General features: G+C 35.3%; 15 protein-coding genes and 1 pseudogene. 11 read left to right on the top strand and 5 right to left on the bottom strand.

Going from position 1 to position 16,156, the window contains the following annotated elements:
- Positions 1-27: 27 nt before the first annotated feature.
- Positions 28-861, bottom strand: coding sequence for an NAD(P)H-hydrate dehydratase (locus G7059_RS10030; protein ID WP_166081963.1), 834 nt, complete (start codon positions 859-861; stop codon positions 28-30).
- Between the two features lie 121 nt (positions 862-982).
- Between G7059_RS10030 and G7059_RS10025 the strand changes: the two genes are divergently transcribed.
- Positions 983-2,932, top strand: a complete 1,950-nt coding sequence (locus tag G7059_RS10025; protein WP_166081962.1) for an LTA synthase family protein — start codon at positions 983-985, stop codon at positions 2,930-2,932.
- A 3-nt stretch (positions 2,933-2,935) separates the two neighbouring features.
- On the opposite strand, the gene G7059_RS10020 is transcribed toward G7059_RS10025, so the two are convergent.
- Together G7059_RS10020 and G7059_RS10015 are read right to left on the bottom strand one after the other, a co-directional pair.
- Positions 2,936-3,574, bottom strand: a complete 639-nt coding sequence (locus G7059_RS10020; protein WP_166081961.1) for a YdeI/OmpD-associated family protein — start codon at positions 3,572-3,574, stop codon at positions 2,936-2,938.
- A gap of 79 nt (positions 3,575-3,653) precedes the next feature.
- Positions 3,654-4,781, bottom strand: coding sequence for a M20/M25/M40 family metallo-hydrolase (locus G7059_RS10015; RefSeq protein WP_166081960.1), 1,128 nt, complete (start codon positions 4,779-4,781; stop codon positions 3,654-3,656).
- A gap of 154 nt (positions 4,782-4,935) precedes the next feature.
- On the opposite strand from G7059_RS10015, the gene G7059_RS10010 reads away from it, so the two are divergent.
- The 3 genes from G7059_RS10010 to fucO all read left to right on the top strand — a co-directional run bounded on the left by G7059_RS10010 (position 4,936) and on the right by fucO (position 7,663).
- Complete coding sequence (locus G7059_RS10010) at positions 4,936-5,838, top strand: hypothetical protein (protein WP_166081959.1); 903 nt, start codon at positions 4,936-4,938, stop codon at positions 5,836-5,838.
- A 37-nt stretch (positions 5,839-5,875) separates the two neighbouring features.
- Positions 5,876-6,430 carry a TetR/AcrR family transcriptional regulator C-terminal domain-containing protein gene (locus tag G7059_RS10005; protein WP_166081957.1) on the top strand — a complete coding sequence of 185 codons (555 nt, stop codon included), beginning with the start codon at positions 5,876-5,878 and terminating at the stop codon, positions 6,428-6,430.
- A 90-nt stretch (positions 6,431-6,520) separates the two neighbouring features.
- Positions 6,521-7,663: a lactaldehyde reductase gene (fucO, locus tag G7059_RS10000; protein ID WP_166081956.1), complete on the top strand. Its 1,143-nt coding sequence runs from the start codon at positions 6,521-6,523 to the stop codon at positions 7,661-7,663.
- 96 nt (positions 7,664-7,759) lie between these two features.
- Here the strand turns inward: fucO and G7059_RS09995 are convergent, their stop codons facing one another.
- Positions 7,760-8,515, bottom strand: a complete 756-nt coding sequence (locus G7059_RS09995; RefSeq protein ID WP_166081955.1) for a DeoR/GlpR family DNA-binding transcription regulator — start codon at positions 8,513-8,515, stop codon at positions 7,760-7,762.
- Between the two features lie 173 nt (positions 8,516-8,688).
- Between G7059_RS09995 and G7059_RS09990 the strand changes: the two genes are divergently transcribed.
- The 6 genes and pseudogenes from G7059_RS09990 (at position 8,689) to G7059_RS10705 (ending at position 13,452) form a co-directional block, all read left to right on the top strand.
- Positions 8,689-9,513, top strand: a complete 825-nt coding sequence (locus tag G7059_RS09990) for a sugar phosphate isomerase/epimerase (RefSeq protein ID WP_166081954.1) — start codon at positions 8,689-8,691, stop codon at positions 9,511-9,513.
- Positions 9,514-9,515: 2 nt separating this feature from the next.
- Positions 9,516-10,586: a Gfo/Idh/MocA family protein gene (locus tag G7059_RS09985; protein WP_205700213.1), complete on the top strand. Its 1,071-nt coding sequence runs from the start codon at positions 9,516-9,518 to the stop codon at positions 10,584-10,586.
- A gap of 2 nt (positions 10,587-10,588) precedes the next feature.
- Positions 10,589-10,930, top strand: coding sequence for an alpha/beta fold hydrolase (locus G7059_RS09980; protein ID WP_166081953.1), 342 nt, complete (start codon positions 10,589-10,591; stop codon positions 10,928-10,930).
- Positions 10,931-11,076: 146 nt separating this feature from the next.
- Complete coding sequence (locus G7059_RS09975) at positions 11,077-11,394, top strand: alpha/beta fold hydrolase (RefSeq protein WP_205700212.1); 318 nt, start codon at positions 11,077-11,079, stop codon at positions 11,392-11,394.
- A gap of 25 nt (positions 11,395-11,419) precedes the next feature.
- Positions 11,420-12,396 (top strand): annotated as a pseudogene (locus tag G7059_RS10710) (PTS transporter subunit EIIC); the annotation flags it as partial.
- Between the two features lie 75 nt (positions 12,397-12,471).
- The gene (locus tag G7059_RS10705) at positions 12,472-13,452 is read left to right on the top strand and encodes a glucose PTS transporter subunit IIA (RefSeq protein ID WP_370519193.1); all 981 of its coding nucleotides are present in this window, start codon (positions 12,472-12,474) and stop codon (positions 13,450-13,452) included.
- Between the two features lie 84 nt (positions 13,453-13,536).
- On the opposite strand, the gene G7059_RS09965 is transcribed toward G7059_RS10705, so the two are convergent.
- The gene (locus tag G7059_RS09965; RefSeq protein WP_166081950.1) at positions 13,537-14,454 is read right to left on the bottom strand and encodes an aldo/keto reductase family oxidoreductase; all 918 of its coding nucleotides are present in this window, start codon (positions 14,452-14,454) and stop codon (positions 13,537-13,539) included.
- A gap of 190 nt (positions 14,455-14,644) precedes the next feature.
- On the opposite strand from G7059_RS09965, the gene brnQ reads away from it, so the two are divergent.
- Positions 14,645-16,009, top strand: coding sequence for a branched-chain amino acid transport system II carrier protein (gene brnQ, locus G7059_RS09960; protein ID WP_166081949.1), 1,365 nt, complete (start codon positions 14,645-14,647; stop codon positions 16,007-16,009).
- Positions 16,010-16,156: the final 147 nt, after the last annotated feature.

Raw genomic sequence — 16,156 nt, 5'->3', positions numbered from 1 at the left:
GAAAAAAAAGAACCGAGAGGTTCTTTTTTACATTTTAGCCATTGTTTGGGGAATCAACTGAATGAGTTCTGAAGGTATGACCACGTATTTATCCTCGTAGATTTCATCAGCGATCATACTGTGTAAACTAACTGCAGCAATTAATGTATGAAATGAATGAGGAAATTGTGCAAAGAATCCTGCAATCATGCCTGCTAAGACATCCCCAGAACCACCAGTTGCCATCCCTGGATTACCATAAGGTATCGCTGCAATATTTCCTTGGAAATATATCTCGGTGTGATGTTTCTTTAGAACAAGCATTCCTTTGAACTCATCCATAAATTTTTGGTTGGTATCAGGAGATTGATCTGGTATGGGAATGCTACTAAGTCGCTCCCATTCTTTTTGATGAGGTGTCAGAATGATGTTGGGTTTATTCATTATGAGTGCCACTTGTTCTGATATCAAGGTCAGAGCCGAACCATCGATAATAAGTATTTGATGTTCCTTGAGATTCTTTAGCACCCTATGAATGATGTGTTTACTGTCTTCAGATAATGCCATACCCGGTCCCAGTAGCACGACATCTACAGTACTCATAAAATTGATAAGTTCATCGATATCTTCACTATCAAGCACCATAGCTTCTGGACAATGAGAAAGAAGTGCAGTTCGATTATCTTTAACAGAAGCTACTGTGGTAAGTCCAGAACCTGAATAAACACAAGCTTTAGTGGATAGAATAACGGCACCACCAAATTGTTGTGATCCACCAATAATTAGAGTCTTCCCAAAGTCACCTTTATGAGATTCTACGGGTCTTCTAACAATAACTTCTTTAAGAAGTTGATTAATGAACTCTTTAGTTAATACTTTCATAATACATACCCTCCTTAAACAATTTGAATATCAAATTAAAATCATTTACAATAGTTTTATTAGATTGCGAGGAATTCCAGAAATGTCGAACAAGAAAAAGCAATTATCATTTTTTATTTATATGATCCCACTATTACTTATTGAAATCCTATTTAGAGTCCAAAATAGCCAAACATATCCAAGTATCGTATTTGTACGTTCCTTGCTATTTGTAGGGTTTCTTACATCAATATTGTATCTTATTAATACGTATTTGAACACTATCCTAGCTCGAATCCTTACCGTACTACTCTTTTTTTTCAATAGTATTTATGCCTTTTTCCAAACTGGAATTCATTACTACTACGGTCACTTTTTTTCAATGCGATTCTTGTTTGAAGGGACTCCTGATGTCGGAAGTTATACGGTCGATTTTCTAAAGTATCTTAAATTTGAGACATACGCATTTATACTAATTGGTCTTATCGCAATAGCTGTTTATCTATATATTAAGCCTGAAAAAGCAACAGATACTAATCCTAAATACTTATTGGTTTCTATTATGAGCCCATTATTACTTTACTTAGCTTATATCGCAATGCTGTTTATAGGAGATGCTCCCAATGCTTTTGAATCTTCGATTAAACTTTATATCAAACCATATTATACAGAGAACGCAATGAATCAACTTGGGATGTCTTCCTTTATTTCAACAGATATTATTTACTCTTTAACTTCCGATGGAAGCTTGGAAGTTAAAATCCCACAAGAGGAAATCGTGGATGAGCCAATTGAAGAATCAGAAGAAGAGAAACCGTCGACATTAGATGGTCGTATTCAAGATGACTTAGAATGGATTCAAGCAAGAGATGCTGAACAAAACGATACAATACGTTCCATTGATAATTATTTCCTTGGGAAGTCATATACCGAAAGAAATGATAAAACTGGTGTCTATAAAGATAAGAACTTTATCTATGTCCTTGTGGAAGCCTTTGATATGATCGCAATTCATGAAACTTTAACGCCAACTCTCTATAAAATGCAACAAGAAGGTACGTATTTTGATCACTTCTATTCTCCACAGTTCAACTGCGCAACAGCTGAGTCGGAATTAATGTCATTATCATCATTATACCCAGTAATTGATACATGCACGATGAGTGCATATTATGATAGAACATCACCTCAAACGATATTTAATCTCTTTAAGAATAAGGGCTATAACACGTCTTCCTATCATAATTGGAACGATCAATTTTACCCACGTAGTATTATTCACCCAGAATTAGGTTCGGATCACTATCGTGACGTAAAGACTCTAATTCCACGATTAATCAGTGGTTGGCAAAGTGATCTCACCATGATGGAAGGGATTGTGAAGGAATTGAATGCTGAAGAAGGTAAGTTTATGTCGTATATCATTACGTCTTCAACCCATCTTCCATATGATGTGTCTTCGTCACTTGGTAATCGCTATGTCAATAAAGTATTGGAAGTATATCCAGATGCTCCCTTAGAAATACGAACCTATTTATCGAAAGCTGTAGAACTTGACCTTGCAATGCAATACCTTCTTGAAAATCTATCAAGCATGGATAATACAGTAGTAGCCATGTATGCTGACCATCGTCCTTTAAAAATGAAGGGTGCTTATCTTGATAAGTATTCGGATATTAATCGCTTAGCAATGTACGAACTGGATCGTACGCCAATGATTGTTTACAATCCTCAACAAGTACCAGAAAAAGTCTCAAAAGTATCCAGTACCATTGATATGGCACCGACTTTTGCGAACTTATTTGATTTAGAGTATGATACACGTCTCTTTATGGGAAATGATATCTTTAGTAATGAAGAGAACTTCGTTATTTTCCAAAGTGGTTCCTGGTATTCTCAGAAAGGTTATTTCAGTACAGCAGATGCACGTTTCTATCCTTTCGATGAAGCAGATAGCATAAGCAGTGATGAAATTAATCGAGTAAATCAAATCGTTAAAAACAAGATGTCTGTATCATCACTCATTTATACGCATCAATACTTTAATAAACGTTTATTTATTCAAGATAAATACAAACAACTAGCTCCTTAGGGGCTAGTTGTTTTTAGAGCGGATGCCATTGTGGAATCCTTGAATCATAGATTGTAGTCTCTTGTTTTGAGTTTCTTCTCGTTTTGCACTCAGTACATGACGCGTCCAATCCTTCTGCATCCCTTTAGGTAGTTCCTTAAAGAACTTAAGGGCGAAAGTATCATGGCTCAATAAAGCTTCCAGTTCGCCAATACGATCCTCATAAAGAGCAACGCGTTGATCACTTGGAGCTGTACGTGTCTTTTTTAGTCCTTTGATATTCTTCAAGCGAATCATCGTGAAGTTATCATCGTAGGATAGCATTTGCGTAAATTGGAGCTGAGTCCCTTCAACAATTCCAGTCTCATCACTAACATGACAATAAGGGAAGATTGCATCACGATGTATACCTTCAAGTTGGATTTTATTTTGTAACTTTGGATAGACAAGCATTAAAGAACCTTTCTCTTTAATAAGATTCTTGCTGTCACTTTCAAGTATTGCCACTAACATTTCTTCTAAGTCTTTTATGTATACGATTCTTAAATCTACAGGATAACTTGCATTATATGGTGGAAGTTTGTCGTCAAAGGCATGTGGATCTTCACTATGTATTGTCTCGTACTTCTCTAGTTTAAGTTTTTGAATCAGTTCGGCTGTCATACGATCTCCTTTTTCTTTTATTGTAACGATACTTAAGTTCCTGTGCAATTAAGACGATAAAAAAAGATGCTTTCGCATCTTATTCGGTCACTAACCATAAAACTTGTTGAGTATTTTCTAAGAATTGGCTAATAATGAGGCGTTCACGTAATTCGTGGGCAAATTCTCCACCTGCAGCAAGTGCAATAGCATCAATGCCATTATAACTTAGACCACTTACATCAGTTCCTCCGCGCATCACGAGAGTACGATAGTCAAGATTGTGTCTTTCACACATTGCTTTGAATCGTTTTAAGACAGGATTGTCTTCACTATGATGATAGGCATGAAGTGATTGATCAACACTTACTTCTAGCTTAGCACCAAACTTATCAACGGATGCTTGTAGGGTATCTAAAACATGTTGAACTTGTGCTTTTCCTTTTTCTGTATCGAGGCTTCGGACTTCCATCGCAAAACGAGTCACTTCCGGTACAACGTTTGTAGGATAATCACAGATTACACGACCAATATTAGTTGTGGTATCTTCATCAATCTTCAAAAGTTTCATATTAGAGATTGCATCTGCCATGACTTGAATTGAAGAAATTCCTTCATCAGGAGCTTGACCAGCATGAGCTGCTCGTCCTGTAATTGTTCCAAGAATATCATAGTAGTCAGGTCCTCCAATTACTGCAGCACCAGGTCCGCCACCACCATCAAGAACATAAGCGATTTTCCCTTTGACAAGTTCTTTATCAATATTAAAGGCACCTAGGATTCCAACTTCTTCACCAATTGTAAAGAGTAGTTCGAGTGGAGGGTGGTCTAAGTTGTTTTCACGAAGGACAGCTTCCACTTCTATAATTTGAGCAATACCTGCTTTGTCATCAGATCCTAAAATTGTAGTACCATCTGAGACAATATACAAACCATCTTCACTAAAGGAAGGTTTTACGCCATTCCCTGGTTCAACAGTATCCATATGTGCTTCAAGAATAATAATATCTTCATGAGCTTTTGAGCCCTTACCAGGAACCTTGACAATAACGTTTCCAGCATTAGACTGCGGTACAGCTTTACGAGACACCATATCCTCATGAACTTCATATCCAAGCTCAGTAAAATATGCAATTAAGTAATCAGCAACGCCACGCTCATTCATGCTTTGGCTATCAATTTGTACAAGTTCCATAAAACGTTGTAATGCACGATCTCTATTAATCATTAGAATCCCTCTTTTCTATTAGTATAAATTGTAACAGAAGTCAAAAAATTGTCTATACCTTATTATGTTTAAAATGTTAGTTAAAAGTGTTAAAATGAAATTATATAATTGGTGAAATACTGAACAAGAGAAAGATACACGAGAGGAAGTTAAAATGTACATACTCACACTAATTAGTATTATTCTTATTCTTGCTTTTGGATTGTATAAAAAACGTTCGTTGCTTAAAGATAATAAAGAGGCAGATACCAAATCGTTTTTTATGAAGTATGGCGTTGTTGCGATAGTTATTCTTGGTGTTGTGTTTACAATTGATTATCAAAATAGAAACATTAGTACAAGAAATCAATGTATTAATGACACTGTAATTCGTAATCATAATTCCTATTTCAAAGACAGTGATGCTTATAATCTCTGTACTACCGAAGGGAACCGAGAAGTCTTTGTAAACCCAAATAAGGCGTATCAACGTTTCATGCTCGACTATGGCTTTGATGCCCTCGGATTTGCTGCCTCAAACTTTGAACCGCAAGTTATTACTAAACAAGGAATGCGAAGTTTTAGTCCTTGTTGTGATCTCTATCGAGACGAAGACAGACCTGTGTTAAAATTCATCGATATATTCCAGATATCATATATGAAGATTCCAATTAATCTTGTCACAAAGGAAGGTTACAGCGTTACGATTACTGGTAACTCATATTTTGATTCGTATACCGACAGTAGTGGAAAGCTTGTGAAAGCGGAACCCGGTCGTATTTTTCTTGAGTCAAGTGTATCTATTAGTAATCCAACGATTCATGAATTTGACATAGGGGTCAAAGATATTAAAGTAGTATCCGAAAAGGGAGAAACTGCTAGATTTATACCATTTGATAATTATTTAAGTTTAGAAACAGAAACGATTGATGAAAATGGTAATAAAAGATTTGTGCATCTAAAAAGTGATGAAGGTGTACACTTCAAGATTATTTCGGAGTTACCACAAAATGAGAAACACTTTTTTGAGTTTGACACATTTTTGGGTACTAAAGAAAAGTATCAGGTAAAACTATAGACGTTTATTAGATTAATTTTGAAAGGAAGGGCAGATAATGATCAAAGATAAATCAAAACTGCGTTTTGCTCAAGCCATTAAGAGATGTATGCTTAAGGACTCGATTGATAGTATCTCTGTTGCTCAAATTGCTGAGGAGAGCGGTTTATCACGGCAAACTTTCTACCGACATTTCCTTGATAAGTATGATCTTATTAACTGGTATTTTGATCAACTCTTGTTTGAGTCATTTAAAGAAATGGGTAAAGGAAAAACTGTCTTTGATGGACTTGTACGTAAATTCAAGTATATACAGTCGGAGCAACTATTCTTTACTGTAAGTTTTCAATCCGACAGTCAGAACTCTTTAAAAACTCATGATTATGAAATGATTCGAGACTTCTATATTGATCTAATTACAGATAAAACAGGCAATAACCCTGATGAAAGTATGACATTTTCAGTAGAACTCTATTGTCAGGGTGCAGTCTTTAAAACGGTGGATTGGCTTCAAAAAGGAATGAAGGAAACACCTGAAGAACTGGCACATTTAATGATACAGGCGATGCCTGATCCTATGAAAATACTCTTTAAAACACTCACGATTCTCTAATTGTGAGTGTTTTTGTGACAGTACAAGGAAAGTGTAACTCCACAAACAATTAAAACTTGTTAAAATAATAACAAGAGAAGGAGGGACTTTATGAATCGAATTATTTTGAATGAAACATCGTACCATGGTAAAGGTGCAATCGAAGCTATTGTTGATGAAGTAAAACTACGTGGGTATCAAAAAGCACTCGTTGTAACGGATGCTGACTTGATAAAATTTGGTGTAAGTACTAAAGTTACAGATTTATTAGATAAAGCTGGACTAGACTATGCAATTTATTCTGAAGTAAAACCAAATCCGACTATTGAGAACGTTCAAGATGGTGTAAAAGCATTTCATGACAACAATGCAGATTACATTATTGCTATTGGTGGTGGATCACCAATTGACACTGCAAAAGGGATTGCGATAATTGCTACAAACCCAGAATTTTCTGATGTACGCTCACTTGAGGGAGTGGCCGATACTAAGAAAGCATGTGCACCAATCATTGCAGTTGCAACAACAGCAGGTACAGCGGCTGAAGTAACGATCAACTATGTAATTACTGACGTCGAAAGAAAACGTAAATTCGTCTGTGTCGACCAACATGATATACCAGTTGTAGCGATTGTTGATCCAGACATGATGGAAACAATGCCAAAATCATTAATCTCATCAACAGGTATGGATGCATTAACACATGCAATTGAGGGCTATACTACAGTAGGTGCATGGGAAATGACAGACATGTTCCATCTTAAAGCTATCGAGCTTATTTCTAAATCATTACGTGATGCTGTAAAAGGCAATGCTGAGGGTAGAGAATCAATGGCCCTTGCTCAATATATTGCGGGCATGGGGTTCTCAAACGTTGGTTTAGGAATTGCGCATTCAATGGCTCACACATTAGGTGCAGTTTATGATACACCTCATGGAGTAGCTTGTGCAATGATGCTACCGATTGTAATGGAGTTTAACCAAGAAGCAACAGGAGAACGTTTTAAAGAGATTGCGAAAGCAATGGGTGTAGAGGGTACAGATACAATGTCACAAACAGAGTATCGTAAAGCAGCCATTGATGCCGTAAGACAACTTTCTGTCGATGTAGGAATCCCTACAAAGTTACCAGAATTAAGAGAAGAAGATCTTGATTTCTTAGCAGAGTCAGCATTAAATGATGCATGTACTCCAGGTAATCCACGACAAGCGACAATTGAACAATATAAAGAATTATTTAGAAAACTTATGTAATCAAAGAAAAAGCGTTAATCTCACATCATACGAGATTAACGCTTTTTTTGTGCTTAATGATACATCAATAAAACAATGAAAAATGTATTCGTTAGGTTAATTGGTAATTACTTCTGTTCCGATATTGTTTAATCTTGAAATTATTGTTTTAGGAACAGAAGATTCGGTGATAATTATATCTATAGCTTTTGCATTATCTACGAAATATGTAGAAGTGCTCCCGATTTTGTCGGAAGTAATTATTGATATTGCTTGCGAACTTTGTTGGATGACTGTTTTCTTTAATATTGATTCTTCAAGGGATGGTACAGTAATACCTTGATCAACATCTATTGAAGATACTCCCAGTACACATAAATCAAAGTGTATATCCTTTATTGCCTGAAGTGTAGTTCCGCCTTGTAGTATTTTGCTTTCTTTGTTCAATTCCCCGGGAAGTAAGTAAATGTTAATCAACTTGTGATTGGTTAAAGAAAGTGCAATAGCGGGGCTATTTGTAATAATTGTTCCAGAATAATCTAGTGGAATTTGCGTTGCAAGACTTAAGTTAGTTGTGCCACTGTCAAGGTAAATAACAGAACCGGATTGCAATAGTGGAATAGCTAATCGTGACAGTTCTTCTTTTAGCCCAGGATGTTGTCCAATTCTTTGTTCGAAAGCTACAACCGAAGCATCTACCCTAAGGGCTCCGCCATGTACTCTCTTGATTAGACCTTCTTTTGAAAGTTCCTGTAAATCTTTGCGTATGGTGTCTTCAGTAACACTTAATTCGTTTGTTAATTCATTAACAATAACTCTTCCATTTTCTTTTAATTGATCTAATATGTACTCGTGACGCTCTCTTTTTAACATTTCAACCCTCGATTCTAATCGATTCTAATCGATTTTAATTGACTTTTATTGATTTTACATATAATCTAGATATGTAAACGCTTTATATAATCGTTTATCATTGATTTTCGCGAAACAATGAATTTCAATTAATGTAATTATACCAAAATTACTGCAGAAAGGGAGGATGAATTTTGAAATTAGGAATTTTTTCAAAAGTATTTATTGATTATTCAGTTGAAGATGCGTTTAAAAAAATTGCGTCATATGGATTACATCATGTACAGTTTAATTTTTCCAACGTTGGACTTAACAGTCTGCCAAAAAGTGTAGGAAATGATATTATTTCAACAATTAAGAAAGTAAGCGATGATTATGGAATAGAAATACCGATTGTTTCTGGAACCTTTAACACTTTGGAGTTAAACGATACTAAGCGCCAAGACAACATGAAACGCTTTGACGAAGTGTGTAGAGTTGCATCAATCCTTAATATTCCATTTGTATCAATTTCTACCGGTAGTTTCAATCAAGATGACTTTTGGAGCTCTCATCCTGATAATCACTCAGAAAATGCTTGGAAGATGTTGTACCAATCATTGGATGTGATGCTACAGTCAGCCATGAGGTACGATATTGTAATTGTCGTTGAACCCGAGCAGGCAAATGTTGTGAGTTCTGTTGAAGATACTATAAGACTTATGAAGCATTATGATAGTAAACATTTACGTGTATTATTTGATGCCGCAAATATTGTGACTTACGAAGATAGAAATACTTTAGAAGAAAAAATAAATGATTCTTTAAAAAAATTAAAAGAATATATTGTAATAGCTCATTGTAAAGACTGCAAGTTTATAGAAGGTAGAATTGAATTTGCTAGTGTTGGACGAGGGGACTTACCACTTCGTGAATATATAAACTCTTTAAGTGAGTTTTACCACGGTCCAATTATAATGCACGGTCTTAGTGAAGAAGATGTAGAATTTGCCTTAAACTATTTAGAAAACGGGAGATAAGTATGAGTAAAGAGAGAATAGTAAAAATTGGAGTACTAGGAGCTGGTCAAATATCACAAGCTGGACATTTTGATTCGATTCGTCGTTCAAGCAATGCTATGTTATATGCAATTTGTGATGTCGATACATTCCTACTTAATGAAATGAACAATATATATCACCCAACGAAGCTTTATACAGATTATGATGAGATGTTGGCAGATCCTGAGGTAGAAGCTGTTGTAATTGGAATTGCTGACCAATATCATGTTGCTATGACAGAAAAAGCAGTAAAAGCAGGTAAACACGTTTTAGTTGAAAAACCCTTAGGAATGTCAATTGAAGAAGTTGTACATCTTGGAGAAGTTGTTAAAAAAAGTGATGTACATGTACAAGTTGGAAATATGAAGAGGTTTGATGAAGGGTTGCAAGAAGCTAAGAAATTTATTGATGATGGAATGGGAGAAATTATTGGCTTAAAGGCATGGTATTGTGATAATACTTATCGCTATACAACCACTGATAATGTACAACCACTCATTATCGAAGGGAAAAATGTAAAACGTCCTTCTGGCGATCCAAAAGCAGATAAACGAAGATATTATATGAGAGGACACGGTAGTCATTTGTTTGACACTGCACGTTATTTGGGTGGAGATATAGTTGCTGTTACTGCTTGGCTTACAGAAAAATACGGATCGTATTCATGGTTTGTAACTGCTGAGTATAAAGACGGTTTCGTTGCTCAATTAGACTTAACACTTCAAGTTCGAATGGATTGGCACGAAGGGTTTGAAGTATATGGAGAGTTTGGATCAGTTATTGGGAAGACATACAATCCTTGGTTTTTAAAGGCAAGTGATGTTGAAATATTTAAGTCTGAAGATAACAGTTACCATCGACCTATAGCAGCGGACGGTCATGTATACCGTAGACAAATTGAAGATTTTGCCAACACTATTATTACGGGTAAAGTTGGAGATGGCGCGACTATCCAAGATGGAATTGAAACTATGAAAATTATGAGAGCAGTACAGTTATCAGTTGAAAGAAAAGAAAGGGTAGTCGTAGCGGATGTAACAGGTGATTTATAGGTATGAAAAAATCATATTTCATAAATGAAGGAATAAAATTTTATTTTGAAGATGATGAAAATGATGGTTTTCCATTTCTATTTATGCATGGTTTAGGTGGGAGCACAGAACAAACCATGTCAGTTTTACAAGCTACCCCAGGGATTAGGAGAATAAGTTTTGATTTTCGAGGTCATGGGAAAACTATTGATATTGGTGGAGTATCAAACTTAAGTTTTAGTCAATTTTCCAAAGACGCTTTAGCATTACTTAAGCATCTTGGAATAAAAAAAGCAAACATTGGGGGATTTCTACAGGAGCGGGTGTATCGCTACACCTGGCACTCTCTAATTCAGATGTTGTGAATAAGCTAGTATTGTCAAGACCTGCATGGAATGATGGTCCTCAGGAATTGAACATTCAAGAAGCTTTTGAGAGTATATATAAAATTCTGATTGATGAGCAAATTACGGATAAAAAAGACGCATATAAGAAAACAAATATTTATATTATGATGAATGAAATTTCGAAATATGCATCAAGTACATTGCTCGGACAATTTGATTATATTAATGCATCTGAGACTGCTGAAAAACTTAATTACATACCAAAAGATGCACCAAATCATGACAGAAATGAGTGGAAGACTATAGAATGTGAAACTTTGATATTGGTTTCTAAAAATGATCCAATTCACCCATATAAATATGGCTATCTACTTAATGAGTATATTCCAAACTCCAAACTTGTTGAGATTACATCGAAAGATGTATCGAGTGTTCAGCATAATATTGATTCAAATATTACAATAAAAGAATTTCTAGAATAAAAAATCATATAAAGGAGAAGAAAATATGAAAAATATGTTTATGAAGTTCATCAATAAATTAACGAATATTGGTGGTTCTTTACAAACACCAATTGCAATTTTGCCAGCTGCGGGGATCTTACTTGCGTTGGGAACAATATTTACTAACCCTGCGTTCGTCGAGATGATGCCTTTTGCTCAAAATGAAACTATGAATAATGTGTTTAATGTTCTGTTGTCTACTGGTAATATTATATTTGCAAACTTACCATTGATTTTTGCAGCAGGTGTCGCAATCGGGCTTACTAATAATGACGGAATTGCAGCGCTTTCTGCAATCGTAGGATACTTAATAATGAACGTTACAATCGGTGGAACCATGGGTATTACACCTGAAATGGTTGCTGATTCTAATATGTATGCAACTATTTTGGGCATTCCTACAATCCAAACAGGAGTATTAGGGGGATCTTTGTAGGTGTACTTGCATCTTCGATTTTCAATAAATTCCATGATGTAAAACTTCCAAGCGCTCTTTCATTTTTTGCAGGTAAACGAAGTGTTCCAATTATAACTGCATTTGCATCACTTCTTCTAGGATTTGTTTTAATTATCGTTTGGCCTCCAGTTCAAATAGGAATCAATAATCTTTCTAGTTTTATAGTAAATCTCAACGCTGGTGTTTCTGGCTTTATGTTTGGATTTATTGAAAGACTAACTATTCCATTTGGTATGAATCATGTTTGGTGGCCAACATTCTGGCTACAAGCTGGTGAGTATGTTAATAAAGCAGGTCAAGTAGTAAATGGGGATCAACTGATTTTCTTTGCACAGTTAGCTGATGGAGTTCCAATTACGGCTGGTAACTTTATGAACGGACTATTTGTGCTTAAGATATTCTCAATGCCTGCTGTCGCTTTAGCAATTTATCATACAGCAGATAAAAAACAAAAAAGCAAAGTTTATGGGATTTTAGTATCAGGTGCTCTAACTTCACTGATTGCTGGTGTGACAGAACCACTAGAGTTCCTATTTATATTCAGTGCTCCTGCCCTTTTCTTGGTATATGCAGTAGTAACAGGGTTAGGATTTACAATTATGAATTTACTTGGTGCGCACTTAGGTCTATCTTTCTCGGGAGGCTTACTGGACTTCTTGTTCTTTAACTTATTAACAACTCGTACAAATTGGTGGATATTAATACCTGTAGGATTAGCGTTCTTCGCAATTAACTACTTTATGTTTAGATTTGCAATTGTTAAGTTCAATTTGAAAACTCCTGGACGTTCTAAGGATTTAATTGAAACCAAAAGCACGGTAGAGTATGACGGAGATCAAATAAGTAATATCATTAAAGCGTTGGGTGGAAAAAATAATATTAAGAATGTGAATGCATGTTATTCACGACTACGAGTAGATGTGATTGATACTTCAATTGTTGATAAAGACATATTTGCTGAACAACTAGAAGCTTCAGGAATAAGTGTTTTAGGAAATAATGTTCAAGTAATCTATGGTAATCAAGCAGTTCCAATTAAAGAAGGCGTTCTAGCAGTATTAAGTGGAAAAGAAGCAGAAGTGTTGAGTTCAAAAGTGGAAGCTAATATCTCTAAAGATCCAAAAAAATTAATTGAAATTGCTGCTCCAGCTACTGGAGAAATATTAGAACTTGAAAGAGTAGAAGATAAAGTTTTTTCTGAAAAAGTAATGGGGGATGGCTTTGCGATTGAGTTGACAGAAAATACAATATATGCACCAGTGTCGGGTAAAGTAATCAGCGTTTTTCCGACTAAGCATGCAATTGGTATGGTAGACGATTTTGGTAACGAAGTGTTGATACATATCGGTTTAGATACTGTAAAACTAGACGGAGACGGTTTTAGATTACATATGGCTGTCGGTGATTACGTAGAGCAGGGTGATTTAATCGCGGAGATTGACATTGACCTAATTAAGAGTAAAGGATACTCAGTTGTTACGCCGATAATTTTCACAAATCTTGACCAAGCAAAATATTCAGTCAAAATTGTAAGTGAGAAGATGGTAAAGTCAAATCAAAAAAAAATTATTGATTTATAAAAAGGTATTTAGTATATAAGTAGTAATAAGCAACAAATATATAAAAGCGTTAATCTCACATCAAACGAGATTAACGCTTTTTGCTTATGGTAAACGATTACCAGCTGCTTTATAAAGATCATACCATTCACGATGTGTAATCTTTACTTCTGATGCCTGGCAGATTCTTTGAATTCGTTCAGGATTCATACTTCCGATAATTGTTTGGATGTTTGCTGGATGACGTAGTATCCATGCTACTGCAACTGCTTCATTGGAAATGTTATAGTTTTTACCAACAATTGACATTGCTTCATTCAATTCAGGAAAGTCAGGATGGTCGACAAATACTTTATCAAAGTAACCACTGTAGAATGGAGACCATGCTTGTAAGGTCATATTATTTAGACGTGCATACTCAATAATACCACCATCACGGTTAATTGCAGGACCATCACCCATGTTTACATTAAAACCAAAGTCTAACATTGGTGTATGTGCAATACTGAACTGTACTTGATTACAGAGTAATGGAACATCGAGTGAGTTAGCAAGTAATTGTGTTTGATATGGATTTTGATTACTTACGCCAAACCATCGTACTTTACCTGAAGCTTTTAGTTCCTTGAAAGCTTCATTAATTTCTTCTGGCTCCATCAATGCATCTGGACGATGAAGTAATAATACATCGATGTAATCTGTTTGTAGTCGCTCAAGAGATTCGTCAACTGACTTCAAGATATGTTCTTTTGAGAAATCAAAAGTTCCTTGATTAATTCCACATTTTGTTTGAATAATAACAGAAGAACGCTCAATGCCCAACTCTTTAAAAGCTTCACCAAAGATTACCTCTGCTTGTCCTTTTCCATAAATATCAGCATGATCAAAGAAGTTAATTCCACACTCAAGTGCTGTGTTAATAATCTGTTTAGCTTCTGCTAATGTCTTTGAACTCATTCTCATACAACCAAGTCCAATATTTGAAACATTTAAATCACTATTTCCTAGAATTTGATATTTCATGTTATACCCTCCATGATTGAATAATATCATAATTAAAGAAACATTGAGACTTAATGTTCGTGATTTCAATACAATACTTTAAGCAAATTGACTGAATGGTTGTATAGTTTCATAAATATATGAAACTATATTGAATTGTTTTCTGAAACAATATACAATTTACATATTATACATTTGGGGGAATTAATTTATGGATATTTCAAAGCGCAAAAAATATACAAACAGGCTCGTATTATCATCCTTACTTTTTGGCTTGTTTTTTGGTGCAGGTAATCTTATCTTTCCGGTAAGTCTTGGGCAGAATGCTGGAGCATCCGTCGTCGTTTCCTCAATTGGTTTTATTATTACAGGTGTAGGCTTTACGTCACTTGCGGTTATTGCATGTGAGCGCAGCAAGGCAAAATCATTAGTAGAAATGCTTTCGCCATATGGTAAAACCTATGCGTTTATCTTTACTAGCTTACTCCTCTTAACAATAGGGCCGATGTTCGCACTTCCTCGTACCGCAACAGTACCTTATGAAGTAGCAATTCATGCTCTATTTCCAGAAGTAAATCATACGGTTGGTCTTGCATTATTTTCTGGTATCTTTTTTGGACTAGCGTATATAATGGCGCTAAAACCAAATAAGATTAATGTTTTTGTAGGGAAGGTAATTAACCCACTCTTCCTTACCTGTCTAGCAGTATTCTTCGTAGTATTTATCTTTAATTCTATGGGTGGCTTTTCAAACTATGAAGCAATGGGTGGCTACAATTCTAATGCCTTTCTCCAAGGTTTTGAAGATGGCTACCAAACGATGGATGTACTTGCAGCATTAATTTTTAGTTTTGTAATTATTGGAGTCAATTCCGAGTCAAAAAGCAGTAATTCGATGAAACATAAGGATATTATTGTTGCTTCACTATTTGCTGGATTGATGATGGCATTCATTTACACAGTACTGGCACTCATTGGCGCTTCTTCACTTAATCAAATGGCTATTGCTGTTAATGGTGGCGTTGCTTTAGGTCAAATATTCAATTTCTATTTCGGTAATTTTGGATCCTTCTTCTTATCTATAACCATCACATTAGCTTGCTTAAAAACAGCAATCGGATTGATTACATCATGCAGTAATTTCTTCATGAACTACAGTTCAAAGCTTAATTACAATCGCACAGTAACGCTTGTAACACTCCTTGCATTTATCGCATCGAACTTTGGATTGAATGCAATCATCCAACTTGCTTTACCTGTATTGAAGTTCCTTTACCCACTCGCGATTATGCATGTATTTATGAATTTAATGTACAAGGACTTAAGTCATAAACAAAGCTTAATTCGTATTGTTCTCATTACTACGATGATTGCAAGTGTCTTTGAAATTCTTGCAATGCCTGGTGTTTTCGAGAATCTTAAGTTTAGTAAAGAATGGGTACTCATCTATAAGACATCCTTGCCATTATCATCAGTAGGTTTAGCATGGGTTAACTTTACAGTAATTGGACTTGTTTTAGGATATCTAATCACGCTTATCCATTCACCGAAACAAAGCTTACATCATGAACACTAATTGACTCTCTTGCGGAGTCTTTTTTAATCCTTAAGAAAAGCTTAAGAATTCAGGCAAGCCTTTATTAAGAATTAATCGTCATACTAGGTGGTGTAAAGAGGTGAGAAATATGAACTTATGGATGTTAGGAGCATTTGTTCTTATTAT

Origin of the sequence: Erysipelothrix sp. HDW6A (assembly GCF_011400295.1) — a bacterium.
In the GTDB taxonomy this organism is placed as follows: Bacteria; Bacillota_I; Bacilli_A; order Erysipelotrichales; family Erysipelotrichaceae; genus Erysipelothrix.
The sequence above is the reverse complement of the archived record's forward strand: the minus strand, read 5'-3'. Positions and strand labels throughout refer to the sequence as shown.

Excerpts from the sequence above, each read along its gene's own strand:
- brnQ (WP_166081949.1), top strand. The coding sequence starts at position 14,645 with ATGGATATTTCAAAGCGCAAAAAATATACAAACAGGCTCGTATTATCA.
- G7059_RS09965 (WP_166081950.1), bottom strand. The coding sequence starts at position 14,454 with ATGAAATATCAAATTCTAGGAAATAGTGATTTAAATGTTTCAAATATT.
- G7059_RS09975 (WP_205700212.1), top strand. The coding sequence starts at position 11,077 with ATGATGAATGAAATTTCGAAATATGCATCAAGTACATTGCTCGGACAA.
- fucO (WP_166081956.1), top strand. The coding sequence starts at position 6,521 with ATGAATCGAATTATTTTGAATGAAACATCGTACCATGGTAAAGGTGCA.
- G7059_RS10010 (WP_166081959.1), top strand. The coding sequence starts at position 4,936 with ATGTACATACTCACACTAATTAGTATTATTCTTATTCTTGCTTTTGGA.
- G7059_RS09985 (WP_205700213.1), top strand. The coding sequence starts at position 9,516 with ATGAGTAAAGAGAGAATAGTAAAAATTGGAGTACTAGGAGCTGGTCAA.
- G7059_RS09980 (WP_166081953.1), top strand. The coding sequence starts at position 10,589 with ATGAAAAAATCATATTTCATAAATGAAGGAATAAAATTTTATTTTGAA.
- G7059_RS10705 (WP_370519193.1), top strand. The coding sequence starts at position 12,472 with ATGAATTTACTTGGTGCGCACTTAGGTCTATCTTTCTCGGGAGGCTTA.
- G7059_RS10005 (WP_166081957.1), top strand. The coding sequence starts at position 5,876 with ATGATCAAAGATAAATCAAAACTGCGTTTTGCTCAAGCCATTAAGAGA.
- G7059_RS09995 (WP_166081955.1), bottom strand. The coding sequence starts at position 8,515 with ATGTTAAAAAGAGAGCGTCACGAGTACATATTAGATCAATTAAAAGAA.
- G7059_RS10020 (WP_166081961.1), bottom strand. The coding sequence starts at position 3,574 with ATGACAGCCGAACTGATTCAAAAACTTAAACTAGAGAAGTACGAGACA.
- G7059_RS10025 (WP_166081962.1), top strand. The coding sequence starts at position 983 with ATGATCCCACTATTACTTATTGAAATCCTATTTAGAGTCCAAAATAGC.
- G7059_RS10015 (WP_166081960.1), bottom strand. The coding sequence starts at position 4,781 with ATGATTAATAGAGATCGTGCATTACAACGTTTTATGGAACTTGTACAA.
- G7059_RS10030 (WP_166081963.1), bottom strand. The coding sequence starts at position 861 with ATGAAAGTATTAACTAAAGAGTTCATTAATCAACTTCTTAAAGAAGTT.